Source organism: Nesterenkonia sp. YGD6, assembly GCF_022565895.1.
Classification (GTDB): domain Bacteria; phylum Actinomycetota; class Actinomycetes; order Actinomycetales; family Micrococcaceae; genus Nesterenkonia.
On record NZ_JAJOYY010000003.1, the window covers coordinates 357,659 to 384,125 of the forward strand.

Annotated in this window: 25 protein-coding genes and 2 tRNA genes; 13 read left to right on the forward strand and 14 right to left on the reverse strand. The window is 68.1% G+C overall.

Annotated elements, in window-relative coordinates:
* Nucleotides 1-4: 4 nt before the first annotated feature.
* The 3 genes from pcaG to LTI14_RS06970 form a co-directional block, all read right to left on the reverse strand.
* Nucleotides 5-586 carry a protocatechuate 3,4-dioxygenase subunit alpha gene (pcaG, locus tag LTI14_RS06960; protein WP_241465521.1) on the reverse strand — a complete coding sequence of 194 codons (582 nt, stop codon included), beginning with the start codon at nucleotides 584-586 and terminating at the stop codon, nucleotides 5-7.
* A gap of 2 nt (nucleotides 587-588) precedes the next feature.
* On the reverse strand, nucleotides 589-1,386 hold the full coding sequence (gene pcaH, locus LTI14_RS06965) for a protocatechuate 3,4-dioxygenase subunit beta (RefSeq protein ID WP_241465522.1): 798 nt from the start codon (nucleotides 1,384-1,386) through the stop codon (nucleotides 589-591).
* A 107-nt stretch (nucleotides 1,387-1,493) separates the two neighbouring features.
* Nucleotides 1,494-2,237, reverse strand: coding sequence for an IclR family transcriptional regulator (locus LTI14_RS06970; protein WP_241465523.1), 744 nt, complete (start codon nucleotides 2,235-2,237; stop codon nucleotides 1,494-1,496).
* Between the two features lie 216 nt (nucleotides 2,238-2,453).
* Between LTI14_RS06970 and LTI14_RS06975 the strand changes: the two genes are divergently transcribed.
* The 3 genes from LTI14_RS06975 (at nucleotide 2,454) to LTI14_RS06985 (ending at nucleotide 5,957) form a co-directional block, all read left to right on the forward strand.
* Nucleotides 2,454-3,836 (forward strand): MFS transporter, encoded by a 1,383-nt coding sequence (locus LTI14_RS06975; protein WP_241476119.1) that lies wholly within the window; start codon nucleotides 2,454-2,456, stop codon nucleotides 3,834-3,836.
* A gap of 41 nt (nucleotides 3,837-3,877) precedes the next feature.
* Complete coding sequence (locus LTI14_RS06980; protein WP_241476120.1) at nucleotides 3,878-4,621, forward strand: IclR family transcriptional regulator; 744 nt, start codon at nucleotides 3,878-3,880, stop codon at nucleotides 4,619-4,621.
* Nucleotides 4,622-4,730: 109 nt separating this feature from the next.
* Nucleotides 4,731-5,957 carry a 4-hydroxybenzoate 3-monooxygenase gene (locus LTI14_RS06985; RefSeq protein ID WP_241470642.1) on the forward strand — a complete coding sequence of 409 codons (1,227 nt, stop codon included), beginning with the start codon at nucleotides 4,731-4,733 and terminating at the stop codon, nucleotides 5,955-5,957.
* A 35-nt stretch (nucleotides 5,958-5,992) separates the two neighbouring features.
* Here the strand turns inward: LTI14_RS06985 and LTI14_RS06990 are convergent, their stop codons facing one another.
* Nucleotides 5,993-6,766: an SDR family NAD(P)-dependent oxidoreductase gene (locus LTI14_RS06990; protein WP_241476121.1), complete on the reverse strand. Its 774-nt coding sequence runs from the start codon at nucleotides 6,764-6,766 to the stop codon at nucleotides 5,993-5,995.
* Between the two features lie 339 nt (nucleotides 6,767-7,105).
* On the opposite strand from LTI14_RS06990, the gene LTI14_RS06995 reads away from it, so the two are divergent.
* The 4 genes from LTI14_RS06995 to LTI14_RS07010 are packed head-to-tail and all read left to right on the forward strand — an operon-like array spanning nucleotide 7,106 to nucleotide 11,397.
* On the forward strand, nucleotides 7,106-8,602 hold the full coding sequence (locus LTI14_RS06995) for a CoA-acylating methylmalonate-semialdehyde dehydrogenase (protein WP_241465528.1): 1,497 nt from the start codon (nucleotides 7,106-7,108) through the stop codon (nucleotides 8,600-8,602).
* A 3-nt stretch (nucleotides 8,603-8,605) separates the two neighbouring features.
* Nucleotides 8,606-9,685: an enoyl-CoA hydratase/isomerase family protein gene (locus tag LTI14_RS07000; RefSeq protein WP_241476122.1), complete on the forward strand. Its 1,080-nt coding sequence runs from the start codon at nucleotides 8,606-8,608 to the stop codon at nucleotides 9,683-9,685.
* Nucleotides 9,682-10,617 (forward strand): 3-hydroxyisobutyrate dehydrogenase, encoded by a 936-nt coding sequence (mmsB, locus tag LTI14_RS07005; protein ID WP_241470646.1) that lies wholly within the window; start codon nucleotides 9,682-9,684, stop codon nucleotides 10,615-10,617. The genes LTI14_RS07000 and mmsB overlap by 4 nt, the downstream gene beginning before the upstream one ends.
* 3 nt (nucleotides 10,618-10,620) lie before the next feature.
* Complete coding sequence (locus tag LTI14_RS07010) at nucleotides 10,621-11,397, forward strand: enoyl-CoA hydratase-related protein (RefSeq protein ID WP_241476123.1); 777 nt, start codon at nucleotides 10,621-10,623, stop codon at nucleotides 11,395-11,397.
* A 9-nt stretch (nucleotides 11,398-11,406) separates the two neighbouring features.
* Here the strand turns inward: LTI14_RS07010 and LTI14_RS07015 are convergent, their stop codons facing one another.
* Nucleotides 11,407-11,913 carry a MarR family winged helix-turn-helix transcriptional regulator gene (locus tag LTI14_RS07015; RefSeq protein WP_241465532.1) on the reverse strand — a complete coding sequence of 169 codons (507 nt, stop codon included), beginning with the start codon at nucleotides 11,911-11,913 and terminating at the stop codon, nucleotides 11,407-11,409.
* Between the two features lie 137 nt (nucleotides 11,914-12,050).
* A complete protein-coding gene (locus LTI14_RS07020) occupies nucleotides 12,051-13,802 on the reverse strand; it encodes an AMP-binding protein (protein ID WP_241476124.1) in 1,752 nt (583 codons plus the stop codon).
* A 146-nt stretch (nucleotides 13,803-13,948) separates the two neighbouring features.
* On the opposite strand from LTI14_RS07020, the gene LTI14_RS07025 reads away from it, so the two are divergent.
* Complete coding sequence (locus LTI14_RS07025; RefSeq protein ID WP_241465534.1) at nucleotides 13,949-15,136, forward strand: acyl-CoA dehydrogenase family protein; 1,188 nt, start codon at nucleotides 13,949-13,951, stop codon at nucleotides 15,134-15,136.
* 57 nt (nucleotides 15,137-15,193) lie between these two features.
* On the opposite strand, the gene LTI14_RS07030 is transcribed toward LTI14_RS07025, so the two are convergent.
* Both LTI14_RS07030 and LTI14_RS07035 read right to left on the reverse strand, forming a co-directional pair.
* Nucleotides 15,194-15,829 (reverse strand): LytR C-terminal domain-containing protein, encoded by a 636-nt coding sequence (locus LTI14_RS07030; RefSeq protein ID WP_241476125.1) that lies wholly within the window; start codon nucleotides 15,827-15,829, stop codon nucleotides 15,194-15,196.
* A gap of 57 nt (nucleotides 15,830-15,886) precedes the next feature.
* Nucleotides 15,887-16,120, reverse strand: coding sequence for a DUF3263 domain-containing protein (locus LTI14_RS07035; RefSeq protein ID WP_241465536.1), 234 nt, complete (start codon nucleotides 16,118-16,120; stop codon nucleotides 15,887-15,889).
* A 101-nt stretch (nucleotides 16,121-16,221) separates the two neighbouring features.
* Here LTI14_RS07035 and LTI14_RS07040 point away from each other — a divergent pair, with 101 nt between their 5' ends.
* Nucleotides 16,222-16,920, forward strand: coding sequence for a uracil-DNA glycosylase (locus tag LTI14_RS07040; protein WP_241476126.1), 699 nt, complete (start codon nucleotides 16,222-16,224; stop codon nucleotides 16,918-16,920).
* A 58-nt stretch (nucleotides 16,921-16,978) separates the two neighbouring features.
* Here the strand turns inward: LTI14_RS07040 and LTI14_RS07045 are convergent, their stop codons facing one another.
* The 3 genes from LTI14_RS07045 to LTI14_RS07055 form a co-directional block, all read right to left on the reverse strand.
* Nucleotides 16,979-19,036, reverse strand: coding sequence for a threonine/serine ThrE exporter family protein (locus LTI14_RS07045; RefSeq protein ID WP_241476127.1), 2,058 nt, complete (start codon nucleotides 19,034-19,036; stop codon nucleotides 16,979-16,981).
* A 101-nt stretch (nucleotides 19,037-19,137) separates the two neighbouring features.
* A tRNA-Val gene (locus LTI14_RS07050) sits at nucleotides 19,138-19,211 on the reverse strand.
* Between the two features lie 62 nt (nucleotides 19,212-19,273).
* Nucleotides 19,274-19,972, reverse strand: coding sequence for an NAD(P)H-binding protein (locus tag LTI14_RS07055; RefSeq protein ID WP_241465539.1), 699 nt, complete (start codon nucleotides 19,970-19,972; stop codon nucleotides 19,274-19,276).
* 121 nt (nucleotides 19,973-20,093) lie between these two features.
* On the opposite strand from LTI14_RS07055, the gene LTI14_RS07060 reads away from it, so the two are divergent.
* Both LTI14_RS07060 and LTI14_RS07065 read left to right on the forward strand, forming a co-directional pair.
* On the forward strand, nucleotides 20,094-20,804 hold the full coding sequence (locus LTI14_RS07060; RefSeq protein ID WP_241465540.1) for an AzlC family ABC transporter permease: 711 nt from the start codon (nucleotides 20,094-20,096) through the stop codon (nucleotides 20,802-20,804).
* Complete coding sequence (locus LTI14_RS07065) at nucleotides 20,801-21,106, forward strand: AzlD domain-containing protein (RefSeq protein ID WP_241465541.1); 306 nt, start codon at nucleotides 20,801-20,803, stop codon at nucleotides 21,104-21,106. The genes LTI14_RS07060 and LTI14_RS07065 overlap by 4 nt, the downstream gene beginning before the upstream one ends.
* A 118-nt stretch (nucleotides 21,107-21,224) precedes the next feature.
* Here the strand turns inward: LTI14_RS07065 and LTI14_RS07070 are convergent, their stop codons facing one another.
* The 3 genes from LTI14_RS07070 to LTI14_RS07080 all read right to left on the reverse strand — a co-directional run bounded on the left by LTI14_RS07070 (nucleotide 21,225) and on the right by LTI14_RS07080 (nucleotide 23,906).
* The gene (locus LTI14_RS07070; protein WP_241476128.1) at nucleotides 21,225-22,856 is read right to left on the reverse strand and encodes an MDR family MFS transporter; all 1,632 of its coding nucleotides are present in this window, start codon (nucleotides 22,854-22,856) and stop codon (nucleotides 21,225-21,227) included.
* A 72-nt stretch (nucleotides 22,857-22,928) separates the two neighbouring features.
* Nucleotides 22,929-23,001 (reverse strand) — tRNA-Thr (locus LTI14_RS07075).
* A 53-nt stretch (nucleotides 23,002-23,054) separates the two neighbouring features.
* Nucleotides 23,055-23,906, reverse strand: coding sequence for a DsbA family protein (locus LTI14_RS07080; protein ID WP_241465543.1), 852 nt, complete (start codon nucleotides 23,904-23,906; stop codon nucleotides 23,055-23,057).
* A gap of 213 nt (nucleotides 23,907-24,119) precedes the next feature.
* On the opposite strand from LTI14_RS07080, the gene LTI14_RS07085 reads away from it, so the two are divergent.
* Together LTI14_RS07085 and otsB are read left to right on the forward strand one after the other, a co-directional pair.
* On the forward strand, nucleotides 24,120-25,655 hold the full coding sequence (locus tag LTI14_RS07085; protein ID WP_241476129.1) for an alpha,alpha-trehalose-phosphate synthase (UDP-forming): 1,536 nt from the start codon (nucleotides 24,120-24,122) through the stop codon (nucleotides 25,653-25,655).
* A 2-nt stretch (nucleotides 25,656-25,657) separates the two neighbouring features.
* On the forward strand, nucleotides 25,658-26,467 hold the full coding sequence (gene otsB / locus LTI14_RS07090) for a trehalose-phosphatase (RefSeq protein ID WP_241465545.1): 810 nt from the start codon (nucleotides 25,658-25,660) through the stop codon (nucleotides 26,465-26,467).

A 26,467-nucleotide genomic window follows, 5' to 3' on the forward strand; every position in this document is an offset into this window, starting at 1 on the left:
TCGATCACTCCACCGGGCCGGTGAACTGCGGGGTGTTGGGGTAGGTCAGGAACACGGTCTCGTCTGCGCCCTGAAGGTGGATGTCGAAGCGCAGGCTGCCATCGGACTCCCGGGCGGCCATCAAGGTGTGGCGGCGATCCTCAGACACCGAGCTCAGCAGCGCGTCCTGCTCGAGGGCGGCGGCGTCGGCGGGCAGATAGGCCCGGGTGAAGAGCCGATCCATGAGCCCGCGAGCGAAGATCGTGACCAGGACATAGGGTGCGACGCCGGCGCCGGTGCTGCCCGGTTCCACCGTCGTGAAGGAGTAATGGCCCACGCCGTCGACGGCGGCGCGGCCCCACCCGGTGAAGGTGTAGCCGTCGCGGTGCAGAGACCCTGGCTGCCGCGAGATCGCCCCGTGCTCATCCGGCTGCCAGATCTCCAGGAGCGCATCGGGCACGGGCACGCCGTCGCCGTCGTAGACCGTCCCGTGCAGCCGCACGGCTCCCGGGTGCGAGCGGTCGACGAGTGCCTCCCCGCCGGGATAGGGCAGCGCGAAGCCGAAGAAGGGTCCGACGGTCTGGGCGGGGGTGGGGGTGAGTTTCATGTTCAGTGCTCCTCCTCCTGCTCGGCCCAGGTGCGGTTGCTTCCGGAAAGGACGATGTCCCAACGGTAACCGGTGTTCCATTCATGCTGGGAGACCGAGTGGTCGTAGGTGGCGACCAGGCGATCGCGGGCGGCCTGGTCGGTGATGGACTGGTAGATCGGGTCCAGATCGAAGATCGGGTCCCCGGGGAAGTACATCTGGGTCACGATGCGCTGGGTGAAGTCGGTGCCGAAGAGCGAGAAGTGGATATGGGCCGAGCGCCAGGCGTTGTGGTGGTTCTTCCATGGATAGGGCGCAGGTTTGATCGTGGTGAAGCTGTATTCCCCATGGGGGCCGGTCAGCGTGCGCCCGACACCGGTGAAGTTGGGATCCAGCGGAGCGGGGTGCTGGTCGCGCTTGTGCATATAGCGCCCGGCGGCGTTGGCCTGCCACATCTCCACGAGCTGGCCGGCGACGGCGCGGCCCTCACCGTCGAGGACCCGGCCGGTCACGATGATCCGTTCACCGATGGGCTCGCCGTTGTGCGCGATGGTCAGGTCCGCCTCCAGCGGGGAGACGTCGCGATGGCCGAAGGCCGGGCTGTAGAGTTCGATGTCTTCGGGGTCCGCGTGATGCAGGGACTTCGTCGGGTGCCGCAGCAGCGAGCTGCGGTAGGGCGGGAAGTTCAGCCGGGCGTTGGTCTCCACCTGAGCGCCGGCGTCGCGCTGGGCTCGGTATTCGCCGTGGATGGCGGCGATCTCCGCGTCGATCTCCGCCTGGGAGACTGCGGCGGCGTCCGGGTCTGTGTTCTTCTCGGCCATGGGGCTCTCGCTCCTTGAAGGGGATCAGCGGCGTACGTCGCCGAGGTGTGACGTGGTTCTCACTCAGTCTGCCCGGCCTGCAGCACCGGCCGCCACACGATTGCCATTCAATGGCCCATGCCCTCCAGGGCGCGCGTGATTCCGCGGCCGGCGGTCTGCAGCGCCATCAGGAACTGCGGGATCTCCCTGGAGTCGCGCGGGACGACCACGGTCAGCGCCGCCACCGCGTGGCCATCGGCGCCCAGCACCGGAACCGAGACGCCGGTGGTCTCGGCATTGATCATCCCGCTCAGCTGCGCATGACCTCGGGTGCGCGCCTCGGCGAGCTCGCGGCGCAGCTGTGGCCGAGACTCCTCGATCAGCTGCCGCCGCGGATCCCACCAGCCCTCCACCACGTGGGCCGGGGAATGGGCCAGCAGCACGTGCCCCATCGAGGTCAGGTGCGCCGGCATGGTGGTCGCCACCTCGGCCGGGTTGACCACCGCGCCATGACGGGAGAGCCGCTCCACGATCAGCACCCCCTGCTCATCGAGCACCGAGAGCTGGGTGGTCTGACGGACCACCGCGTTGACGTCATGCATGAAGGGAAGCGCCGCCGCGCGCAGCGTGCGGCTGATCGGGGCGCTCTGGGCGATCTCCCAGAGCCGCTGCCCCAGGACCAGCTCCCCGGAGGCCGCGACGGCGAGCAGGCCGTGCGCGCGCATCGTGCGCAGCAGCCGGTATCCGGTGGTCCGGGGCAGCCCGACGGCGTCGATGAGCTCCCCGGCGGGAAGGCTGGTCCGGGTCTCGAGCGCCGTGAGGATCCGCATCGCACGATCCAGCACCGCGTCACCGCTGGGCGAGTTTGCCATGGGCCAAGCGTAGTCGCGGCGCCGCGGGGTCGAGACGCCCCTCCGCGGCGCACCATGGGGCCCATCGTCCAGACGCACCGTCAAGGCCGATCCCATTCATCGAGACGTCCACGCCTGTCCATCCCGCGCAATTGTGCCCTGGGTCACGAGCGGCTAGCGTCCAACAGGTTCTGTGAGCTGAGCCACGGAATTTCACTGCCGTGCAAGGAGATCCCCATGACCCAGACCAGCCTCCGCGAGTCGATCGACTCCCGACCGATGAGCCGCTACCAGTGGTTCGTGGTCGCCCTCGCCACAGCCCTGATGGGCCTGGACGGCTATGACGTGCAGGCCATGGCGTTCACCGCGAACCCGGTCTCGGCCGACCTCGGCCTCACCGGAACCGAGCTGGGCCTGCTGCTCAGCGGAGGGCTGATCGGCATGGCGCTGGGCGCGATCTGGGTGGGCCCCTTCGCGGACCGCTTCGGACGGCGTCGGATGCTCATGATCGCGATGATCATCAATGCCGCCGGGCTCTTCCTCTCCGCCACCGCCTCCTCGATGCCGGAGCTGATGGCCTGGCGGGTCATCACCGGGCTCGGCGTGGGCGGCATCCTCACCTCCGGCACCGTCCTGGTCTCGGAGTACTCCAACGCCAAATACCGCGGCCTGTGCATGAGCATCTACGCGGCCGGCTACCCGGTGGGCGCGACCCTGGGCGGTCTGGCCGCCATCCCGCTGATCGGGACCATCGGCTGGCAGGCGGTCTTCCTGCTCGGCGGTGCCGTGACCGTGCTGGCCGTGGTCTTCGTCTGGCTCAAGATGCCCGAGTCCCTGGACTTCCTCGGCGCCCGCGCCACCAGCCCACAGGCGGCAGGGGACGGCTCTGAGCAGCGCCGCGCCGAGGACATCGCCGCACGGATGGGGATCACCGGCCCGGTGGTCCTGGAGAACTACGACACGGGTGACACCGAGACTCCGGGCAGCTCCAGGAACTCCTACGCCGCGCTGTTCAGTCCGGAGAACCGGCGCAACACGCTGCTGCTGTGGGCGATGTTCTTCGTCGTGATGTTCGGCTTCTACTTCGCCAACACCTGGACCCCGCAGCTGCTCACCGAGGTCGGCTTCTCCACCGATGAGGGAATCATGGGCGGGATCATGCTGATGATCGGCGGCACCATCGGTGCGGTCCTGTACGGGGTGTTCGCCTCCCGCTGGGACGTGCGTCGAGTCCAGGCGGTCTTCGCCATCGGCTGCGGGGTGATGTTCATCGTGTTCATCAACGCCACCGCGTGGCTGCCGGCCGCGCTGGTCGCCGGCGTGCTGCTGGGCATGATCATCAACGGCTGCATCTCCGGCATCTACACGATCGCCCCGATGACCTACGCGCCACGGCTGCGCTCCACCGGGGTCGGCGTCGCCCTCGGCGTCGGCCGCACCGGCGCCATCATCGCCCCGATCGCAGTCGGAGCGCTGCTGGACCTCGGCGCCACCCCCACCGCGCTCTACACCGGCGCCGGGATCATCGTGGCACTGGCCGCCGTCGTCGTGCTGCGGATCTCGCTGCACCAGCGCACGGCCAGCGCGCTGCGCGCCGACGCGCTCGCGGCGCGAGAGTGAGCCGGGACCCGGCCGGGGCCGCGGAAGCTAGCATGTGATCCATGGCGAACTCCCCCACCGGTGATTCGGTCCTGGCCCGGCTTGACCGGGTGCTCTCCACCTTCTCGGCGGCCGACAGCCTGCTCACCGCGGCCGAGATCGCCCGGCGCACCGGCCTGCCGCCGGCCACCGCGCACCGGCTCTGCCGTGACATGGCCGAGCTGGGCTGGTTGGAGTCGCTGCCGGCCGGGTACATGGTCGGCACCCGCCTCTGGGAGATGACCAACCGCTCGGCGCCGACGATGAAGCTCGCCGTGCGCGCCCGACCCTACCTCTCCGATGTCCACACCGTGATGGGTCAGCATGTGCAGCTCGGGGTGATCGAAGGCCACGAGGTGCTCTTCGTGGACCGACTCTCGGCACGGGAGGCGCCGCGCATCCACGGCGGGGTCGCCGGCCGACTGCCGCTGCACGTCTCGGCCACCGGCCTCGTGCTCCTGGCCCACGCCTCCCCCGAGTTCCGCACCTTCTACCGGACCCACCATCAGGACGCGTCACCTGGTCAGATCATCTCCGAGGACCGGCTGGAACAGGTCCGCCAGCAGGGCTACTGCGCGCAGACCGGCGTGATCGAGCGCGCGGTCACCGGAGTCGCGGTGCCGATCCGGCAGCGCGGCCGCTCCGTGGTCGCCGCCCTGGGCGTGGTCACCGACGACGACGACGTCGCCCGACGCCCCGCACCCTGGGTGCAGATGCTGCAGATCGCCGCACGGGGCATACAGCGCGAGATCAGCGGCAAGGGGTGAACCGCGCCCCGCGCTGCCATCGCATTCAATGGGATCTCTGTGGCGCTGGGCACATCTGCTGACCAGACTGATCTGCACAGGGCCGAACCGGCCCAGGAGAAGGAGAGACATGACCGCGCACACCACCCGAGTCGACGTCGGCATCGTGGGCGGCGGCCCCGCAGGGCTGATGACCGCGCTGCTGCTCAAGCGACGCGGCATCTCCGCCGCCGTGATCGAGACCCGCACGAAGGACACGATCCACCACACTCAGCGTGCAGGGATCCTCGAAGCCGCCACGGTGAACATGCTGGTGGACGCCGAAGTCGGGTCACGAGTGCTCACCGAGGGTCATGAACACGAGGGCACGGTGCTCAGCTTCGACGGAGAGCAGCATCGCATCGACTTCCAGGCGCTGGTCGGACGCTCGGTCTGGCTCTACCCACAGAACGAGGTCTTCTTCGACCTCGCCAACGCCTGGGAACGAGAAGGCGGGGAGATCCACTGGGCCGTCACCGACACCCAGGTCCACGGGATCGAGACCACGTCGCCGCGGATCAGCTTCACCGACGCGCACGCTCAGGCACGCAGCATCGAGGCCGACCTGATCATCGGCACCGACGGGTCCCGCTCCATGTGTCGCAGGCTGATCCCCGAGGAGGTGCGCACCGACCACTTCATCTCCTACCCCTTCGCCTGGTTCGGGATCCTCTGTGAGGCCCCACCGACCGCCCCAGAGCTGATCTACGCGAACTCCGAGCTCGGCTTCGCACTGATCTCCCAGCGCAATGAGACCGTCCAGCGCATGTACTTCCAGTGCGACCCGGACACCGATCCGGACAGCTGGTCCGAGGACGCGATCTTCGACCACATCCAGCAGGTGCTCGGCACCGAGGGCGGCGTCCAGCTCAAGCGCGGACCGATCATCGACAAGACCGTGCTGCCCTTCCGCTCCTATGTCTGTGACCCGCTCAGCCACGGCCGGCTGGCTCTGGCCGGCGATGCCGGCCACACCGTCCCGCCGACCGGGGCCAAGGGTCTGAACCTGGCCTTCGCCGATGTGCGGGTGCTGATTCCGTGCGTGGAGGAGTTCATCACCGAGCTGCGCGCCGATGCGCCCGGCCATGAAGGAGAAGCGGCCGAGACCCCGGAGTCGCTGCGTCGATACTCCCGGACCGCACTGGACCGGGTATGGAAGGCGCAGAACTTCTCCTACTGGGCGACGAACCTTCTGCACCGTCAGCCGGACGAGAACCCCTTCACCCACCGGCGTCGCCGCGGCGAGTTCGACGCGATCACCGGCTCCGTGCACGGCCAGGCCTATTTCGCGGATTCCTACACCGGCTGGAGCGACTGACCCTCCCGACGAGGCTCGGACCGCGAGCGCCGCGGCTATCTGGGCTCGAGCCGGATCGCGCCGTCGAGCCGGATGGTCTCGCCGTTGAGCATCGGGTTGGCCACGATCTGCATGACCAGCTGGGCGAAGTCCTCGGGCGCACCGAGCCGGGCGGGGTGCAGCGTCTTGGCGCGCAGCGACTCCTTGGCCTCCTCGGGCAGACCCGCCATCATGGGGGTCTCGAAGAGTCCGGGCGCGATCGTCATCACCCGGATGGCATGCCGGGCGAGCTCGCGGGCCGCCGGAAGGGTCAGCGAGGCCACTGCCCCCTTCGAGGCCGCGTAGGCGATCTGACCGATCTGACCCTCGAAGGCGGCCACCGACGCGGTGTTGATCAGCACCCCGCGCTCGCCGGCGGAGGGTTCGTTGTCCCGCATCGCGGCGGCGGCCTGCGCCATCAGGTTCACCGTGCCGCCGACATTGACGGCGAGGACACCCATGAACTGCTCCTGGGAGAGCGGGCCGTCTCGACCCAGCAGCTTTCCCGGGGTGGCCACACCGGCGCAGCTCACGGCAACCCGCAGCGGCCCCCGCCCGGCTGCCGCAGCGACGGCCTCGCGAGAAGTGGCCGGATCCGTGATGTCCCCGGGGCAGAAGGCGGCGCGTCCACCGAGCGAGGACACGGCGTCGGCCCGCTCCGTGCTGCCCTCGGCGTCCGGGAGGTCCACGACCACCACCTGCGCGCCCGCCATGATCAGGGCCTTCGCCGTGGCATGGCCGAGGCCCGAGGCTCCTCCGCTGACGATTGCGCTGGCTCGTGTCAGTTCCATCCGAATCTCCTTCATCGAGTTGGTTCATCCACGCTGAGCATGAGGGCAGACCTTGCATGAGGGTGATCGCCGGGGTGGAGGGATCCGCTCCCCCGGCGATGTCCACCCGGCCCAGCGCGTCCGCAATGGCGACGGTGCCGGGCTGGACCCGGTCATGATGCCTCATCCTCTGCCGATTGGAGCTCCCTGGCTCGAATACCGGTCGCAAGCTCGATAGTTGCACTTCCAATAAGTTGAGTTTAGGCTAACACAGTGAGAGCTGAATCACATGCGATACCAGGTCGATCAGCCCCTCGCCAGGCATCCCCGAGGCTGATCTCGACGCGAAGGAGCACGTCCATGACGGATCTGACCCACTTCATCCACGGCAAACACATACATGGCACCTCAGGCAGGAGCCGCGAGGTCTTCAACCCGGTCCGCGGCGAAGTCACCGCCGAGGTGCCCCTGGCCAACGCCGAGGAAGTCTCCCAGGCCATCGATTCCGCCCAGGCCGCGTTCGGAGAGTGGTCGGCTCTGAACCCCCAGCGGCGCGGACGCATTCTGCTGAAGTGGGCCGACCTGATCCATACCCACCGTGATGAGCTTGCCGAGACGCTCTCCAATGAGCACGGCAAGACCTTCGACGATGCGTTGGGCGACATCCAGCGCGGCGTGGAGGTCGTGGAGTTCGGCGCCGGAGCTCCCCATCTGCTCAAGGGCGAGTTCTCCCACGACGCGGCCACCGGCATGGACATCCACAGCCTGCGCCAACCTCTCGGAGTCGTCGCCGGCATCACTCCGTTCAACTTCCCCGCCATGATTCCGCTCTGGAAAGCCGGAACCGCCCTGGCCGCGGGCAACACCTTCGTGCTGAAACCCTCGGAGCGCAACCCCTCGGTGCCGCTGCGCCTGGCCGAGCTCGCACTGGAGGCGGGCATGCCGCCCGGCACGCTGAACGTGATCAATGGGGACAAGGAATCGGTGGACGCCCTCATCGAGGACCCCCGGGTGAAGGCCATCGGGTTCGTCGGATCCACCCCCGTCGCCCAGTCCATCTACACCGCGGCCGCCGCCCGGGGAAAACGCGCACAGTGCTTCGGCGGCGCGAAGAACCACATGGTGATCATGCCCGACGCCGATCTCGATCAGGCCGCCGACGCGTTGATCGGCGCCGGCTACGGCTCCGCCGGTGAGCGATGCATGGCCATCTCGGTCGCCGTCCCCGTCGGCGAGGCCACCGCTGAGGCGCTGCGAGCCAAGCTCCTGGAGCGCATCGAGAAGCTCGTCGTCGGACCCTCCCTGGATCCCTCCAGCGACTTCGGTCCGGTGGTGGGCGCGGACGCGAAGCAGCGGATCGAGGGCTACATCGGGCTCGGCGTCGAGGAGGGTGCTGAGCTGGTGGTGGACGGGCGCGGCGTCGTCGTCGAGGGCCACCCCGAGGGGTATTGGATCGGCGCGACGCTCTTTGATCACGTCACACCAGCGATGCGCATCTACAAGGAGGAGATCTTTGGTCCGGTGCTGTGCATCGCACGAGCCCGGGACTATGAGGAGGCCCTGCGGCTGCCCACGGAGCACGAGTTCGGCAATGGGGTGGCGATCTTCACCCGCGACGGCGACACCGCCAGAGACTTCGCCTCCCGGGTGGAGGTGGGCATGGTCGGCGTCAATGTGCCGATCCCGGTGCCGATCGCGTATTACACCTTCGGCGGCTGGAAGGCCTCGGGATTCGGCGACCTCAATCAGCACGGTGCGGATGGACTGAAGTTCTACTCCAAGACCAAGACGGTCAGCACGCGCTGGCCCTCCGGAACCAAAGAGGGTGCGAGCTTCATCATGCCCGAGGGGAGCTGAGCGATGGCCGCTGAGGTGCTCTTCGAGGCGCGCGGCACCCTCGGCGTCATCAGACTGAACCGGCCCGGGGCGATGAATGCGCTGAACCTGAACATGGTGCGACAGATGCTGCACCAGCTGCAGGAATGGTGCGATGATCCGGGCGTCTCCCAGGTGCTGGTCCTCGGCGCGGGAGACCGTGGCCTCTGCGCGGGAGGCGACGTGCGCAGCATCTACGAAGACATCCGTGCCACTCGGGCGAGCGGCCGTGACGACTACACCACCACGGAGTTCTTCGCCACCGAGTTCCGGTTGAACCACCTGATCAGCCAGTATCCGAAGCCGTATATCGCCTTCATGGACGGAGCCACCCTGGGCGGCGGCATCGGCATCTCCGCCCACGGCCGCCACCGGGTGGTCACCGAACGCACGAAGGCCGGCATGCCCGAGACCACCATCGGATACTTCCCGGACGTCGGCGGGACCCATCTGCTCGCCCGCTCACCGGGACGAGCGGGCCTCCACGCGGGCCTGACGGCGGGCATCTTCGGCGCCGCCGACACCATCCACCTCGGCCTGGCCGACGTGTACGTGCCCTCCGGCAAGCTGGCGGCGCTGGCGGAAGCCCTCGAGCAGGAGACGTTCGACCAGGTCAAGGCAGGCTTCACCGAGACCCCGCCGGTCGCCCCGCTGCGGTCCGCGCAGGACTGGATCGACGACGCATATTCCGCCGAGACCGCGGAAGAGATCCTCGAGCGGCTGGCGGCGTGGGGAGCGACGCACCCGGACGCGGCGCGGGCCCGAGAGGACATCCTGAGCAAGTCCCCCACCGCGCTGAAGCTGACGCTCCACGGGATCCGCGAAGCCTCACGCCTGGAGCTGTCGGCCGCCCTGGTGCGGGAGTATGCGGCCGGGCAGCACCAGCTGCGCGGCCATGACTTCGCCGAAGGCATCAGGGCGCAGGTCATCGACAGGGACCGCAGCCCACGGTGGGACCCGGCCACCCTGCCGGAGGTCGACGAGATGAGGATCGAGGAGCACTTCCTGCCCGGCCCACATCCGACCTTCGAGCTGTTTTCACCGATTCAGGAGGCACATTCATGAACAGCACCACACACGACGTCGACACACACCCCACCGTGGCGTTCATCGGACTCGGCAACATGGGCGGCCCGATGGCCGCGAACCTCGTCCAGGCCGGTGTGCAGGTCTACGGGTTCGACCTCAGCGCCGAAGCCGTGGAGACCGCCCGCTCCAAGGGAATCGATGTCGTCACCGACCCTCTTGACGCCGTCGCGAGATCTGAGGTGGTGCTCACGATGCTGCCCTCGGGTCAGCACGTGCTCTCGGCCTATCGGGACTCACCGGGACTGCTCTCCGCGGCCAGGCCAGGGACGATCTTCCTGGACTGCTCCACCATCAACATCTCCGAGGCGCAGGAGGCTGCGGAGCTGGCCGAGCGCGCGGGATTCCGGGCCGCCGATGCACCGGTCTCCGGGGGCGTGGTGGGCGCCGAGGCCGGCAGCCTCGCGTTCATGGCCGGAGGCCGTCTCGAGGTGTTCCAGGAGGTCCTCCCGCTGTTGGAGATCATGGGCGCTCGGGTGGTCCACTGCGGCGGCAGCGGCCTGGGCCAGGCTGCGAAGCTCTGCAACAACATGATCCTCGGCATCAGCCAGATCGCCGTGGGTGAAGCCTTCGTTCTGGGCGAAAGGCTGGGGCTGGACCACCAGGCGCTCTACGACGTCGTGTCCAACGCGTCGGGTCAGTGCTGGGCGCTGACCACGAACTGCCCCGTCCCAGGTCCCGTGCCGACTTCCCCCGCCAACCGTGACTTCACGCCTGGCTTCGCCGGCGCCCTGATGGCCAAGGACCTCACCCTCGCCACCAACGCGTTGGACCAACAGGGGGTCGATGCACAGCTGGGAAGACTCGCGGCGGCCATCTTCTCCGAGTTCGCCCAGGGTCCCGGGCAGCGGCAGGACTTCTCCGCCATCATCAACACCATCCGAGACAACTCCCACAACGCAGGAGCGTGAGGCATGACCGAATATTCGACGATCCTGGTCTCGACCGAAGCAAGGGTCGGCAAGATCACGCTGAACCGGCCCGAATCCCTCAACGCGCTGAACACCATGATGATGGAGGAGGTCGTCCACGCCGCCGGCGTCTTCGACGCCAGCCCCGACATCGGGGCGATCCTCGTCACCGGCTCGGACAAGGCGTTCGCGGCGGGTGCCGATATCAACGAGATGTCGGAGCAGGACCATCCGGGGATGTATGCCGCGGACTGGTTCCGCCGCTGGGATGACTTCACCCGCCTGCGCACCCCGATCGTGGCTGCCGTGAACGGCTACGCCCTGGGCGGCGGGTGTGAGCTCGCGATGATGGCCGACGTCATCGTGGCCGGAGAAGGTGCGAGGTTCGGTCAGCCCGAGATCAACCTGGGGGTCATCCCGGGGATGGGCGCCTCCCAGCGGCTCACCCGATCGGTCGGGAAGGCCAAGGCGATGGATATGATCCTCACCGGGAGGCACATCCACGCCGATGAAGCCGAGCGCATCGGCCTGGTCTCACGAGTCGTGGCAGACGAAGACACGGTCGCGGAAGCCACCAAGGTCGCTGAGCAGATCGCCTCGAAATCCAAGCCGGCTGCGCAGATGGGCAAGGAGGCCGTGGGTGCGGCCTTTGACTCCACGCTTCATCAGGGCCTTGCGTTCGAGCGGCGGATGTTCCATTCGCTGTTCTCACTCGAGGATCAGTCCGAAGGCATGAGCGCGTTCATCCAGAAGCGCGAACCTCAGTGGAGGCATCGCTGACCCGGCGGTTCAGGACGGGAAGTCGCCCGCTCGCTGGCGGAAGTTCGCCAAGATGGTGTTCAGCTGGTCGATCTCCTGCGACTCGAACCCGGTGCGCTCAAAGAGCTGCTCATTGAGCGCCTTGGTCGCCTGTTCGGCCACCTGCTTGCCCTCCGGGGTGAGCACCAGGAGCATTGCGCGCCGGTCAGAGTCATGCGGCTCGCGGCGCACCAGACCCGCCGACTCCAGCCGGTCGACGGCGTTGGTGATCGACGTCGGATGGACCTGCAGCAGCTGGCTGGCCTTGTTCATCGGCAGCCGCTCTTCTCGGGAGAACCCCAGCAGCGCGAGCACCTCATAGCGGGCGAAGGTCAGCTTGAACGGCTTCAGGATGTCCCGTGCTCGCGCCAAGAGGATCTGCTGCGTCCGCATGATTGCGGTGACCGCCGCCGCGGGGGCGGCCGCGGACGTCCATCCCTGCCGCTCCCAGTTCTTCTGGATCTCAGCGATCGGGTCCTTGGCAAGCGGGGGGTGCATGTAGGCGTCTCCTCTTCCGTGCTCGGTCCGACCATTGTGGGGATGGACCGGAGTTTATCTGGGAATCATCTGATGTCGGACCTGCGCCGAGGGCTGAGGCCTCACCGTGGCCCCGGCTCTGGCTCAGGCGGGCAGCGTCATGGGCGCCTCAGTCCCAGATCGGCTTCTCGGTACTCCACCCCGAATCCCTCCAGTCCCTCACTGGCTTCGGCGCGCCGCTCCTCTGCCTGGCGCAGCTGGACCCGCCGGATCTTCCCCGAGATCGTCTTTGGAAGCTCCGCGAACTCGATGCGCCGGATCCGTTTATAGGGCGCCAGCTTGTTCAGCGCGAACTGGAGGATCTCCGCCGCGGTGGCCTCGTTCGGCTCCCACCCGGAGGCCAGCGTCACGTACGCCTTGGGAACCGCCAGCCGCAGCTCATCCGGTGCGGACACGATCGCGGCTTCCACCACGGCAGGGTGCTCGATGAGCACGGATTCCAACTCGAACGGTGAGACCTTGTAGTCGCTGGACTTGAAGACGTCATCGGCCCGTCCCACGTAGGTGATGACGCCGTTGCCGTCACGGGAGGCGATGTCCCCCGTGTGGTAGTAGCCATCGCGGAAGACCTCGGCGTTCTTCTCCTCCGCGCCGTAATAGCCCTTCATCAGACCGACCGGCCTCGGGTCGAGGGCGAGACAGATCTCCCCCTCCTCGGCCTCCTCACCCGACACCGGGTCGATCAGGGCGACGTCGAATCCCGGCAGCGGGACACCCATGGCGCCGAACTTCACCCGCCGGCCCGGAGTGTTGGCGATCTGCAGCGAGGACTCGGTCTGTCCGAAGCCATCGCGGATCGTGCACCCCCACGCCCGCTGGACCTGTTCGATGACCTCCGGGTTCAACGGCTCTCCGGCCGAGACCGTGACGCGCGGTGGATTCTTCAGCTGCGCGAGGTCCGCCTTGATGAGCATCCGCCAGACCGTGGGCGGGGCGCAGAAGCTCGTGACCCCGGCGTCGTCGATGGACCGCATCAGCGCCGCGGCGTCGAACTTGCTGAAGTTGTACAGGAAGATGGTCGCCTCCGCGATCCACGGCGCGAAGAAGTTCGACCACGCGTGCTTGGCCCAGCCCGGCGAAGAGACGTTCAGATGCACATCGCCGGGCTCGAGCCCGATCCAGTACAGGGTTGAGAGGTGCCCCACCGGGTACGAGGTGTGCGTATGCTCGACCAGCTTCGGCTTCGACGTCGTGCCGGAGGTGAAGTACAGCAGCATCGTCTCATCAGCGGCAGTCGGCACGACCTGCTCCAACTCCGGTGAGGCCGCGTAGGCCTCCTGGTACGAGTGGACGGTGCGGCCCGACAGCTCAGGCCGCACCGCTGCCTGCCGATCGGCGTACACGCCGGGCACGTGGATGAGCGCATAGTCACCCTCGACCTGCGTGAACTTCCGCAGCGTCTCGGAATCTCCGACGATCCAGCTCGCTTCGGCCCGACCGACTCGGTCCTGCAGGTCGTGTGGGCCCATCTGAGTCGTGGTGGGGATCAGCACAGCACCGAGCTTGATCGCGCCGAGCATCGTCTCCCACAGCTCGACCTGGTTGCCGAGGATCAGGATGATGCGGTCGCCTCGCCTCACCCCGATGCTGGTCAGCCAGTTGGCCACTCGATTGGAGTCTTCGCGCAGCTGCGCGAAGGTGCGGGTGAGCCGAGACCCATCTTCTTCCATGATCACCAGCGCGTCCTGACCCGATCGTTCGGGGCTCTTCGCCACCTGATCGAACCAGTCGAAGCCGAAGTTGAAATGCGTGAACCGAGGCCAGCGGAAATCCCGGCGCGCGCGCTCCCAGTCCTGCTGGGCACCGACGAGCTGGTCCCGAGCTGCGCGAAACTCTTCGGTCACTGTCATGGCGCTCCTCCTCGAGGTCTGTGTGATTCTGGTCACTCTAGAATATACTTGGAAGTCATATAGTTGGTAAAGCTGCAGTTTTACGTGCAGTGACATGGCGGCCCGCCCACCCAGCCCCGGATCCGCCGGATGACAAGGAGACCTCGATGACCAAGCAGGACGCCCACGCTGCCGCAGACCCCATTTCCGAAGACCCTGATCTGATGCACCTGGCCCGCCACCTCGGTCCGGCAGAACGTGACCGGCTGAACGTCATCGACGAGTACGCGCAGCGCAACATTCGACGCCAGTCCCTCGAACCGTGGAACGACGATCGCCTTCCGCTCGACATGCTTGCAGGGCTGGGCAGCATCGGACTCGGCGAACTGCACCTCGACGGTTCCTCACCGCTGCTCCGCGGCCTTGCCCACACCGCGCTGGCACGCGCCGACGTCTCGATCTCTGCGGTCATCGGCATCCACAATGAGCTCATCGTCGGCATGATCCAAGCCCTGGGTTCGGAGCGTCAGCGTGAGGAATGGCTTCCGGCCCTGCGCCGGCTGCGGGCCTTCGGCGCCTTCTGCCTCACCGAGCCTGAGCACGGCTCCGACGTGGCCGGCGGACTGGCCACGTCGGCGACTCTGCGCGGCGGACAGTGGCGCATCCAGGGGTCCAAGCGTTGGATCGGCATGGGCACGGTGGCCGACGTCGCCCTGGTGTGGGCGCGAGACACCGCTGACGGGCAGGTCAAAGGCTTTCTGGTGCCCACATCGTGTGCGGGATACCAGGCCCGAAAGATCACCCACAAGACCGGACTGCGCATCATGCCGAACGCCGACATCGAACTTGATGTCACCCTGCCGCAGGACGCCCTGCTGCCAGGGGCGACCTCGTTCACCGCCACGAACACCGGACTGCGAAGCTCACGGGCATGGGTGGGGTGGCAGGCCGTCGGCGCCCAGCAGGCCCTGCTGGACATCGCACGGGACTATGCGAAGAGGCGCGACCAGTTCGGTGCACCCTTGGCGTCTTTCCAGCTCGTCCAGGCCGCTCTGGCCAAGGTCGCCGGAAACCTCGCGGTCTCGACCTCCTTCATGGCCGAGCTCACCCGGCTGCAGAGTGACCGCGAGCTGACCATGATGCACGCGTCCCTGGGCAAGGCGACGCTGACCCGGCTGGCACGAGAGTCCGCCGCCGCCGCGCGGGAGATCTTCGGTGGGAACGGCATACTGAGCGATCACGAAGCAGCCAAGATCGCAGGAGACATCGAGGCGATCTATACCTACGAGGGCTCCCATGGCATCAACCTGCTGATCGCCGGTCGTGAGCTGACCGGAGTCTCCGCCTTCGCCTGACCTGGGAGGCCGGGACGAGCGAGCGCCACCCCTTCGGAGCACGGTCTCTGAGCGGGCTCAGCCCTCGTACTCGTCCCCGATGATCAGGGTGACGAAGCTGGCCTGGTCGTGCTCTTCGACGGTGTCGACCCCGAAGCTCTCGGCAAGCTCCTCGGCGATGGCCTGCTCTGCGTCTCCGGAGCCTGCTGGGTAGACCACGGCCGGAGTCTCGGCGCGTTCCTCGAAGCCCCAGTCGCCCTGCCAGACCACGTTGTAGTCGAGCTCCTCGAGCTCGGCGCCCATCGCCGTCGCGCCACCCTCGGCGCCCTGGTAGTTGGCCACCTGGACCGGGGTCTCGGTGTCGCTGGCCGGCTGTGGCCCGGCGGGCTCCTCCGTCTGGTCCGCATCGCCCTCGGCGCCGTCATCGGCCTCGGCGTCGTCCTCGGCGTCGTCCTCGGATTCGTCCTCGGATTCGGACACCGCCGCATCCTGATCATCGGCGGTGCTGTCCGGGTCCGAGTCGGAGAGCATCGGCACGATGAAGTAGGCGAAGGCCCCGACGAGCAGCACGAATCCAGCCAAGAGCCCGATCCAGCGCAGGCCGCTGCCACCGGCCCCGCCCGTTCCGGCTGCGCCTGGAGCCCGATGCTTGCCGGCCTCCCCGGTCTGATACGGGGGGACGTCGTCGAACTCGTCGTGCGGGTGCTGGCTCATAGGTCCTGTCCTCAAAGTGCGGGGGCGATGCTCGGTGCTGCTGATCTCGACCTTGCGTCAGCGGCGGGTCGCGCGGGCGCGGTGCCGGGCATCCCGCTGCCGGCGCAGGCGTTTCACCAGCATCGGGTCGTGGGCCAGCGCCGCCTCCGTGTCGATCAGCAGATTCAGCGCCTGGTAGTACGCCACGGCTGACATCTGGAGCGCATCGGTGATGGCCTCGTCCTTCGCGCCCGCGTACTTCCACCACTGGCGCTCCAGGTCGAGCATCTTCTTCTGCTGTTCAGTGATCATCTCACCGTCATCCTACGGCTGGGCAGCGCGCATTGCAGGAATATCGGCCCTCGTGGGCTCGACGGTGTGTTCAATCGGCTGAGCTGTCTATGGTGGAGGCGATGACACCTGAGACTGAACTGATCGCTCCGCTGGAAACGGGCTGGCAACGTGCCCTGGCCGGCGAGTCCGCCCACTTGGAGACCGTCCGCGAGGAGCTGGCCCGCCGCCGTGACGCCGGGGAGCAGGTGCTGCCTTCCCCAGAGCTGGTGCTGCGCGGCTTCCGTCAGCCCTTCGACGCGGTGAAGGTGCTGATTCTGGGTCAGGACCCCTACCCGACCCCGGGACATGCCATAGGCATGTCCTTCGCGGTGGACCCCGCGGTGCGTCCGCTGCCCCGCAGCCTCGGGAACATCTTCACCGAGCTCGAATCGGACCTCGGGATCCCGAAGAGTCCCCACGGCGATCTCACCGCATGGGCCCGGCAGGGGGTGCTGATGCTCAACCGGGTGCTCACGGTCAGCGCGGGTTCACCGGCCTCGCATCGCGGCATCGGCTGGGAGCAGATCACCGAGGCGGCGCTGCGCGCGCTGGTGGATCGGGGCACTCCCCTGGTCTCGATCCTCTGGGGCGCCGACGCGCGCAAGCTGGCGCCGGTGCTCGATTCCGGCGAGCACACCGCGGTCATCACAAGCCCCCATCCCTCACCGCTCTCAGCGCGACGCGGGTTCTTCGGCTCCCGACCGTTCTCACAGGCGAATGAGGCGCTGCGCCGGCTCGGCGAAGACCCGGTGGACTGGCGACTGAACCCCGACGGCTGACCCCGGCGCAGCACCGAGCAGCGCCGCGAGGTCCGCGAGGTCCGCGAGCGCAGGCCGGTCAGCGGCGTCGGGTGCGCGATCGCTCGTGGGACTGCAGTCCTGCGGTGAACGGTCTCATCAGCACGTCGCCGAGCACGATCCCGGAGGCGATCGCCATGATGATGATCAGCGCGTTGAACAGCTCGGTGAGCCCGTCCATCATATGGACGGTCGTGGATTCGATGGCGATCTGATACATCCCGCGGAAGACCATCAGCCCGGGCAGCATGAACATCATCGCGGGCACGGCCACGACCAGCTGAGGCGACCCCATGCGCAGGGCGAGGACCCGGCCCAGCGCCCCGACCACCACGGCGCCGAAGACCGGGGTGACGCGTTCGCCCAGGCCGATGATCTCTGCGGCGTAGAAGGCGCAGAATCCCAGCGCGGAGACCGCACCGATGGGCAGCAGCATCCGCCAGCTCGCCTGTTCGACGACGGCTGCGGCCATCGCCGCCAAGAACACCAGCGCCACCAGCACGGTCGGGTGATACATCCGAGTCAGACCCACCGCCACCTCGACCTCCGGAGCGCCGAGCAGATTCGCGATCGTCACGGCGGCCATGATCCCGGCGGTCATGCCGGCGAAGGCGATCATGGTGGACATCAGACGACCGGCCGCGGTGATCGGGAATCCGTTGATCCCGTCCTGGATGGCCGAGACGATCCGCGCGGAGGGCAGCAGGATCATCAGCCCGCCGGCCACCACCATGGAGGGACGGATCGGCATGTCCATCGCGAAGGCCCCCATGGCGAAGGAGGTCGCGACGAACCCGCCGGCGGCCAGGCAGAAGAACTCCGGGACTCGCCGGGTGGCGAGCAGCCGGACGGTCCAGAGCACGAGGATGGTTGCGGCGAAGCCGAGCGAGGCGTCCAGCAGCGGAGCCCCGAGGAACGCCGCGAAGAAGCTGGCGAAGATCGCCCCGCAGATCGTCACCATCCAGCGCGGGTAGGGCTTGGGCTCGCGGATGATCTCGCGAAGCCGCTCCTCGGCGTCGCCGCGGGTGAGGCGACCGGCGATGATGTCGGTGACCAGCTGGTGCACCGAGGCGAGCGCTCGGAAGTTGTTCGACCATGACCGCACCACCCGCACCCGCGAGTAGGGGATCTTTCCGTCAGGCGCCCAGTTGAGGCTGATCGACTGGTTGGTGATGTCGGCGTCGGTGTTCTTCATGCCGAACGCCGCGGTGACTGCGATGATCGAGGTCTCGACCTCGAGCGCGCCGGCTCCGTAGCGGAACAGGGCCTCGCCGAGGTCCAGCACGAAGGCGATCGTGGCCAGCTCGTCGGTCTCGACGTGCGCTTCGGCCTGGTACGGGTTCTCGAACGGGGTGCCGGCGAGCCGGTCGATGATCGGCACGGTGCCGGTCGCCGCGCGCTCAGCCTGCATGATGCGTCGCAGCACCTGGGGTGAGCGGGGCCTGCGGTCGAAGACCCCGGGGTCGAAGTCGGGGTCGCGGCGAGCCGAGCCGCCCAGCCGGGACTTGAACCAGGAAGGCCGCGGCACGGCGGGGCGCCGCGGAGATTGGCTCACCGGTGATTGCCGCAGCGGTGCGCCCGGCGCGCCGTGCGGCAGGTTGATCAGACCCGAGGAGTCCGGTCCCTGCGCATGCTCGTCGCGCTGGGCCCAGGAGGTCGTCGTCTCCTGCGGGCCGGTCGGGATCTGCGGGCCCAGCGCATCGGTCTGGTGCCAGTCCCCGGTGACGGGGAAGGCGTAGTGGTCCGTGGGCGCTGTCGCGCCGTGCGGGGTGGTGTAGGACTGCTCGAAACTGGGGTCCGCGACGTATTCGTGCCGGGCCGCTTCGTTCTCGTGCTGCTCCGCGGCACGTGCCACCGCCTCGGCGTCGTATTCCTCCCACTCCAGCGCGGCCTCGGCTTCGGCGGAGGCGTGCCAGGAGGAGGCGAAGGAGCTGCGCAGCGTCTGGACGAACCCGGTGGGGGTCTCGTCGAGGATCTCCTGGGTGGAGTGGACCACCGGGATGTTGGTGACGTCGGCGTTGGGCTCGGTGCGCACGGGGTCGATCGCCTCGGCGACGTAGCCTCTTGTGGGATGCCGTTCAACGTGTTCGAGTGCCACGAACCCTCCTCGCAAGCAACATAACCACAAAAGGACCCTGGCAGATGCCGGGGCCTTGAGGGGTGTGTGAATGATGGTGCCTGGAGTACAGGCGAAGAAAGTGGATCTGAATGGACTCGAACCATCGACCTCTCGCGTGTGAGGCGAGCGCTCTAACCAACTGAGCTACAGATCCTGAGGCACCTGCGCGCGGAATCCCGCGTTCACGTGCCTCAGAAGGTTACCACCTGTTCAGACTCAGGACGAAACCGACGCCAGCGCCTCCGGGATGGGGGTCTCGCCGTCGAGGAAGTTCACCGTGGCGCGCACCGCGGAGCCGCTGCGCAGGGTCTCGGTGATGACCTCGGCGACGTTCTCCCGGGAGGTGTCCACGGAGGCGCCCTCGGCGGACATGGTCTCGCCCGCGGTGGCCGGATCGAGCACCGTGATCTTCGCGCTGGCCGGCTCCAGGGTCAGCGAGCCGGGACCCAGGATGGTGTAGTCCAGGCTGGTGCCGCGCAGGTGCCTGTCGGCCTGGTGCTTGGCCAGCGCGTAGGGGTAGAACGAGCTCGTCGGGTCCACCGTGTTGATGTCGGTCTCGCTGCGGGCGTAGGAGACCATCACGTAGCGGGAGACGCCCGCCTCGGCGGCGGCATCCATGCTGCGCACCGCGGCCTCATGGTCCACCGCCTTGGTCCGGGCTGGGTTCCCGCCGCCGGCACCGGCGGCGAAGACGACGGCGTGCGCGCCGGCGAACGCCTGCCCCAGCTCTGCGGAGCTGGCGGACTCGATGTCGAGGACCCGCGGCGTGGCGCCTGCGTCGGTGATGTCCTGGGCCTGGTCGGGATCCCGGATCAGGGATTCGACGGTGAAGCCGGCGGCGACCAGCTTCGGTGCTGCCAGCAGTGCGATCTTGCCGTGTCCGCCGATGATGACGACGCGCTGAGATTCAGCCATGGGATGCTCCTTCGCGATCAGGGGGTGCCTGCTCGAATCGGGGTCCGCCGGGTGTGCGTGCTCCGGACGGTTCTCTCCTCACAACGTCTGCGCGCCTGCACTATTCCTTAGACTGTGTGGCGTGTCAGCCCCTTATCCGCCTGTGAGCACCTCCCCGCCCGTCCCGCTGCGCCGCTCCCCCGCGCTGCGGACGGGCCTGTCCATCGCCGCCGCGATCTCGCTCTACGGCGTCTCCTTCGGGGCGCTCTCCACGGCGGCGGGAATGACGCTGTGGCAGACCGTGGCGCTCTCCGCGCTGCTCTTCAGCGGCGCCTCCCAGTTCGCCTTCATCGGCATTCTGGCCTCGGGCGGCACCGGGGCGGCGGCGCTGGGCGCGGCCACGCTGCTCAGCGGGCGCAACACGATCTATGCGGTGCAGATGAAGGCGCTGCTGAATCCGCGGGGATTCAAGCGGCTGGCTGCGGCCCAGGTGACCATCGATGAGTCCGCGGCGGTGGCGATGTCCGCCCCGGATCCGGTGGAGCAGCGTCGCGGCTTCTGGGGCGCGGGCATCGCCTGCTATCTCTTCTGGAACCTCGCCACCGTGCTCGGCGCGCTGCTCGGTGATGTGATCGCCGAGCCCGAGGCGCTGGGGCTCGACGGCGCCGTGGTCGCCGCCTTCCTCGGCCTGCTGTGGCCGCGGCTGAAGTCCCTGGACGCCTGGGCGCTGGCGGTGCTGGCGGCCCTGGTCACCACGGTCACGATGCCGCTGCTGGCACCCGGGGTCCCGGTGCTGGCCGCCGCCGTCGTCGCCGTGGTGTGGGGACTGGCGTCGAAGGGGGTCCGCGCATGAGCCTGTGGTTCTGGGTCCTGGCGGCCTGCGCCGCCGTGTACGCCACCAAGCTGCTGGGCTATCTGGTGCCGCAGAGCTGGCTGAAGCATCCCGCCGTGGGGCGGGTCTCGGCGATGCTCACCATCGGGCTGCTCGCCGCTCTGGTGGCGATGAACACCTTCTCCGCCGAGCAGTCGGTGACCATCGACGCCCGGCTCGGCGCACTGCTGGCCGCCGCCGTGGCGCTGCTGCTGCGCGCCCCGTTCATCCTGGTGGTGCTGGTCGGGGCGGCAGCGGCTGCCGGGATCCGCGCCCTGGGGTGACCCGGGCGCGCCACGCGGCCGCCTCGGGGCGGGAGACGCGGCGAGCCCCCCTCCCGCCTGCAGGTGCAGGCCGGACGGGGGCTCGTCGTGGCCCTGGGACGCCAGGAACGGGAAGGGCTCAGGCCTGGGTGCTGGACCCTGCCTGCGCGCGATCCTCGATGCCGGTGTCGTCGGCGTCGGCAGCTTCGCTGTCCGCAGCGCCGGTGCCGGCCGCCTCAACATCGCCAGCCTCGGAGCCCTGACCCTCGGCCGCGGGGGTCGCCCGCAGGGTCGTGGCGAGGATCAGCGTGCCGATGCTCAGCACCGCAGCGAGCCGGAAGGCCACGCGGAAGCCCTCGACCGCGGCGTCGTCGGGGTTCATCCCGGAGTTCACCGCGGCGGCGGTGCCCAGTCCGACGGCCGCCACCAGTGCGGCCGTGCCGATCGCGGCGGCCAGCTGCTGCAGCGTGTTCAGCGCGGCGGTGCCGTGGGAGTACAGCGCCTTGGGCAGCGGGTTCAGCGCCGTGGTGAAGGCCGGGGTGAAAAGCAGCGCCAGGCCGGAGGAGAGCAGCAGGTGCAGACCCAGCACCATGGCCACCGGGGTGGTCGGGGACAGCAGACTCATGCAGAACAGCGCGACGATCAGGATCGAGGCACCCGGGATCACCAGCGGCTTCGGTCCGACCCGGTCGTAGAGGCGCCCCACGAAGGGCGCCATCAGCGCCATCAGCAGACCGCCCGGAAGCATGATCAGACCGGTCTGCAGCGTGTCCAGTCCGCGGATGGTCTGCAGGAACAGCGGCAGCAGGATCAGCGCGCCGAAGAGCGCGATCATCATCAGCAGCATCATGCCCAGGGCACGGGTGTACATGGTGAAGGCGAAGGGCTTCAGGTTCAGCAGGGCTGAGTCGGTCTTCTGCAGCTTCACCTGGAGCAGCGCGAAGGAGATCAGGCAGAGCACGCCGACCACGAGGACCCCGATGGCCAGCGGGTCCACGCTCGGAGCCGCGTCCGCGGAGACCTCCTGGGTGCCGTGTCCGCCGCCGATCTGGCTGATCCCGTAGACCACGCCGCCGAAGCCGGGGACTGCGAGCAGCAGCGAGGGGATGGAGAGCCGCTTGCCCGCCGTGCCGGGGTCCTTGTTCAGCCGCGGCCGGCCCAGGAACAGCGCCATCACCGCGATGGGCAGGATCACCAGGAAGAGCCAGCGCCAGTCGGCGAGATGCAGGATCAGACCCGAGAGCGCCGGCCCGGTCGCCGGAGCCACCGAGATCACGATCGAGATGTTGCCCATGACCACGCCGCGGCGGCGCAGCGGCACCAGGGTGAGCACGGTGGTCATCATCAGCGGCAGCATGATCGCGGTGCCGCTGGCCTGGACCACCCGGCCCGCCAGCAGAACCTCGAAGCCCGGGGCGGCGGCCGCGAGCGCGGTGCCGAGGATGAAGAGGCCCATCGCGGCGGTGAAGACCGCACGCAGGCTGTAGCGCTGCATCAGGAATCCGGTGATCGGAATCACGGTGGCCAGGGTCAGCATGAACGCCGTGGTGAGCCACTGGATCGTCGGCTCGGTGACCTGGAACTCTTCCATGAGCGGCTGCAGCGCGACGTTCATCAGGGTCTCGTTGAGGATCATCACGAAGGTGGAGACCAGCAGCGCACCGATGGTGAGCTTGTCGGCCGAGGGCAGCCGGCCGTCGTCGTGCGGAGGTGTGGGAGCCGCACCTGGAGCCTTCACCTGCGATGGGACATGATTCGGTGAAGCGGGCACGGATCCTCCATAGAACACTAAAGAACCCCAGAGCGGGTCACCACTGGGGTGATACCACTCTGGGGTTGAAAGAGCCCCCTGCCGGGTTCGAACCGACGACCTGCTGTTTACAAGACAGCTGCTCTACCAGCTGAGCTAAGGAGGCGCAGCGCCCTGCCATGCAGGGCGCCAGTCACTGATGGTATCAGTTCCTCAACATCAGCTTTCGGACTGGTATTCCTCGATGTGCTCATCGACCAGTTCGCGGAACGGACGCTCGGAGTCGGCCCAGGAGACTTCGTCCACGTACACGCTCGGGGTGCCTTCGATGCCGGCGGCCTGGGCGTGGCGGGTGGTGTAGCTGGCGAAGGCGCGGTAGGTGCCGTCCTCGATGCATTCACCGATGTCAGCGCCGAAGGTCTCGTCGGCCAGCTGGGTGAGCTGGTCGTTGGACATCTCATCGTTGTTGACCCGGTTGGCGGTGACCGCTCCGAGGTACTCGGAGTAGCTCTCCGGGGACTCCTCCGCCATGCAGGCGAAGGCGTTGGCCGCACGAGCGGGGTAGTTCGTGGAGGAGGAGAGGTAGGCGACCGAGCGGTACTCCACGGTGACCAGACCCTCGTCGAGCCACTCGCCCATCTGCGCCGAGTGCTCGGCTTCGAAGTTGGCGCAGTGGATGCAGTAGGCGTCGGTGTAGATGATGATGTGCGGAGCTTCGCCAGCTTCACGCTCAGCAACCCCGGGAGGCAGCTCGGAATCGGGGTCCTCGACGTTGGATGCGTCGATCTGGCCGAGGTCGTCGCCCTCGGCGAGCTCGGTGGAGGAGCTCAGCACGAATCCGCCCTGCTCGTTGGCGGCCGCGGGGGCCGGGCCCTCGCTGGGCGCCGCCCCGGAGTCATCACGGTTGAGCACGAAGATGGTCAGTCCCACGACGACGGCGAGCGCCACCACGACGACGCCTACGCGCAGCAGCACCGAGGTGAGCTTCTGCTTACGCTCCTGCTCCTGCTGCATCTTGCGGGCCTGTTCGCGCGCATTGGCGCTGCGAGGGGATTCTGAGCTGCGAGCCATGGTCTTCTCCGGTGACTGATGTGGATCATGACTGTCCCGGCGTGCCTGGACAGTGATCGGTGTGTGGCTGATGTCGTGATCGTGCCGTGATCGGGATCCGGCAGTGCTCAAGATACAGGGTCAGGCTCAGGCCGGATACCAGGGTATAGGCTCATGACGATGGCTCCGCTGTCGCCAGGGGGTGTCTGCAGCTACGCATGAAAGGTGTGTCTCGTGCCAGAGAATATCGAGAACGGCAACGGCTATGACTTCGTGGTGGTGGCCAACCGTCTGGCCGTCAATCACGTCACGAACGAGGATGGGACCACCGGCTGGGAGCGCTCCCCCGGCGGCCTGGTCACTGCCCTGGCTCCGCTGATGGAGAGCTCAGAAGGCGCCTGGGTCGGTTGGCACGGCGCTGCCGACGACGTCCTGGAGCCCTTCGACCACGGCGACATGCATCTGGTTCCGGTGCCGCTGACCGGCGATGACATCGAAGATTATTACGAAGGATTCTCCAACGGCACGCTCTGGCCGCTCTACCACGACGTGATCGCTCGTCCGGATTTCCACCGGCACTGGTTCGAGGCCTACCGCCGGGTCAACCAGCGCTTCGCCGAGCACACCGCCGAGGTCGCCGCCCACAAGGCCACCGTCTGGGTCCAGGACTACCAGCTGCAGCTGGTGCCCGCGATGCTGCGCGACCTGCGCCCCGATCTGACCATCGGCTTCTTCAACCACATCCCGTTCCCTCCCCCGGGGCTCTTCGCACAGCTGCCCTGGCGCCACTCGGTGCTGCGCGGACTGCTCGGGGCGGACCTGATCGGCTTCCAGCGCGCCTCCGACGCCTCGAACTTCCGCCGCGCGGTGCACAACCGGATGGGCTACTACGTGGAGGACGCGACGATCCACGTGCCGCTGCAGACCAACGCCCCGGATCATGGCTCCCCGCTGGTCGGATTCAACGCCGATGCTGACCGTGGCACCGCGGTGCGGGTGAACTCGGCCCCGCCGGCGGGGGTCGCCCGCCTGGTGGAGGCCAAGGAGTTCCCGATCTCCATCGACACCGCGACCATCACCGCGCTGGCCAAGCGCGAGGACATCATCGCTCGCTCCCAGGAGATCCGCGAGGAGCTGGGCAACCCGGAGACCGTGCTGCTCGGGGTGGATCGACTGGACTACACCAAGGGCATCCGGCACCGGATGAAGGCCTACGAAGAGCTGCTGCAGAACGGGTCGCTGACCGTGGGCCAGGTCTGCATGGTCCAGGTGGCGAGCCCCTCCCGTGAGGGGGTGGAGAGCTACCGCCTGCTCAAGGAGGAGATCGAACAGACCGTGGGCCGGATCAGCGGCGAGTTCGACACGCTCTCCCACCCGGCCATCCGCTACCTCCACCACTCCTACCCGGTCGAGGAGATGGTGGCGCTCTACATGGCCGCCGACGTGATGCTGGTGACCGCGCTGCGCGACGGGATGAACCTGGTGGCCAAGGAATATGTGGCGGCACGGCGCGGCGACGACGGCGTGCTGGTGCTCTCGGAGTTCACCGGCGCCGCCGATCAGCTGCGCCAGGCGCTGCTGATCAACCCCCATGACGTCGAGGAGCTCAAGGCCGCCATCCTGCGCGCGACCACCATGGACAGCGACGACGCCAGCGCACGGATGGAGAATCTGCGCCGCCAGGTGGTCCACCACGACGTGCGGCGCTGGGCGACTGACTTCCTGGACCGTCTGGGCGAGCTCACCGGCTCCGCGATCGTGAAGGGCTGAGCATGGAGGCGTCGCTGAACATGGAGCAGTCGCTGAGCATCGCCCTGGAGCGATTCGCCGATCTCCCCAAGATCCTCATCGCCCTGGACTTCGACGGATGCGTGGCCGAGCTGGTCTCCCACGCCGCCGCCGCACGGCCGGTCCCGGAGAACGCCGCGGCCATCGCAGCCCTGGCAGAGATGGAGGGCGTGGACATCGCCTACGTCTCCGGGCGGTCGCTGGAGTCGCTGCGCGAGCTGGCCAAGCCGCCCCACGGCGCGCTGCTGATCGGCTCCCACGGCGCGGAGAAGGACCTCGGCGAGGATGCCCCAGGACTGGAGCTGAACACCACCGAGACGATGGCCCGCGAACAGATCATCTCCACCCTCGAGGAGGTGGCCGCCGACGCCGAGGGCGCCTGGGTGGAGCACAAGCCCGCCGGTGCCGCCCTGCACGTGCGCAAGGTGGCAGGAGATGAACTGGGTGAACGGGTCCTCGAACACGGCCGGGCAGCGTTGTCGCTGGTCGACGGCGCCTACCTGAAGAACGGCAAGAAGGTGCTGGAGTCCGTCGTCGTCCTGGCCACCAAGGGCGAGGGGATCACCGAGCTGCGGGAGCACACCGCCCCTGACGCGGTCCTCTTCGCCGGTGACGATGTCACCGATGAACACGGCTTCGCGGTCCTCGACGGCGAAGACATCGGCATCAAGGTGGGCGACGGCGAGACCGCGGCCGGCCACCGGATCGCCGAGCCGAGAGATCTCGCCGCGGTGCTGCGCCTCATCGCGCAGCGACGCAGCACCTCCCGCTCGGACACCCGCCCGACACCCTAA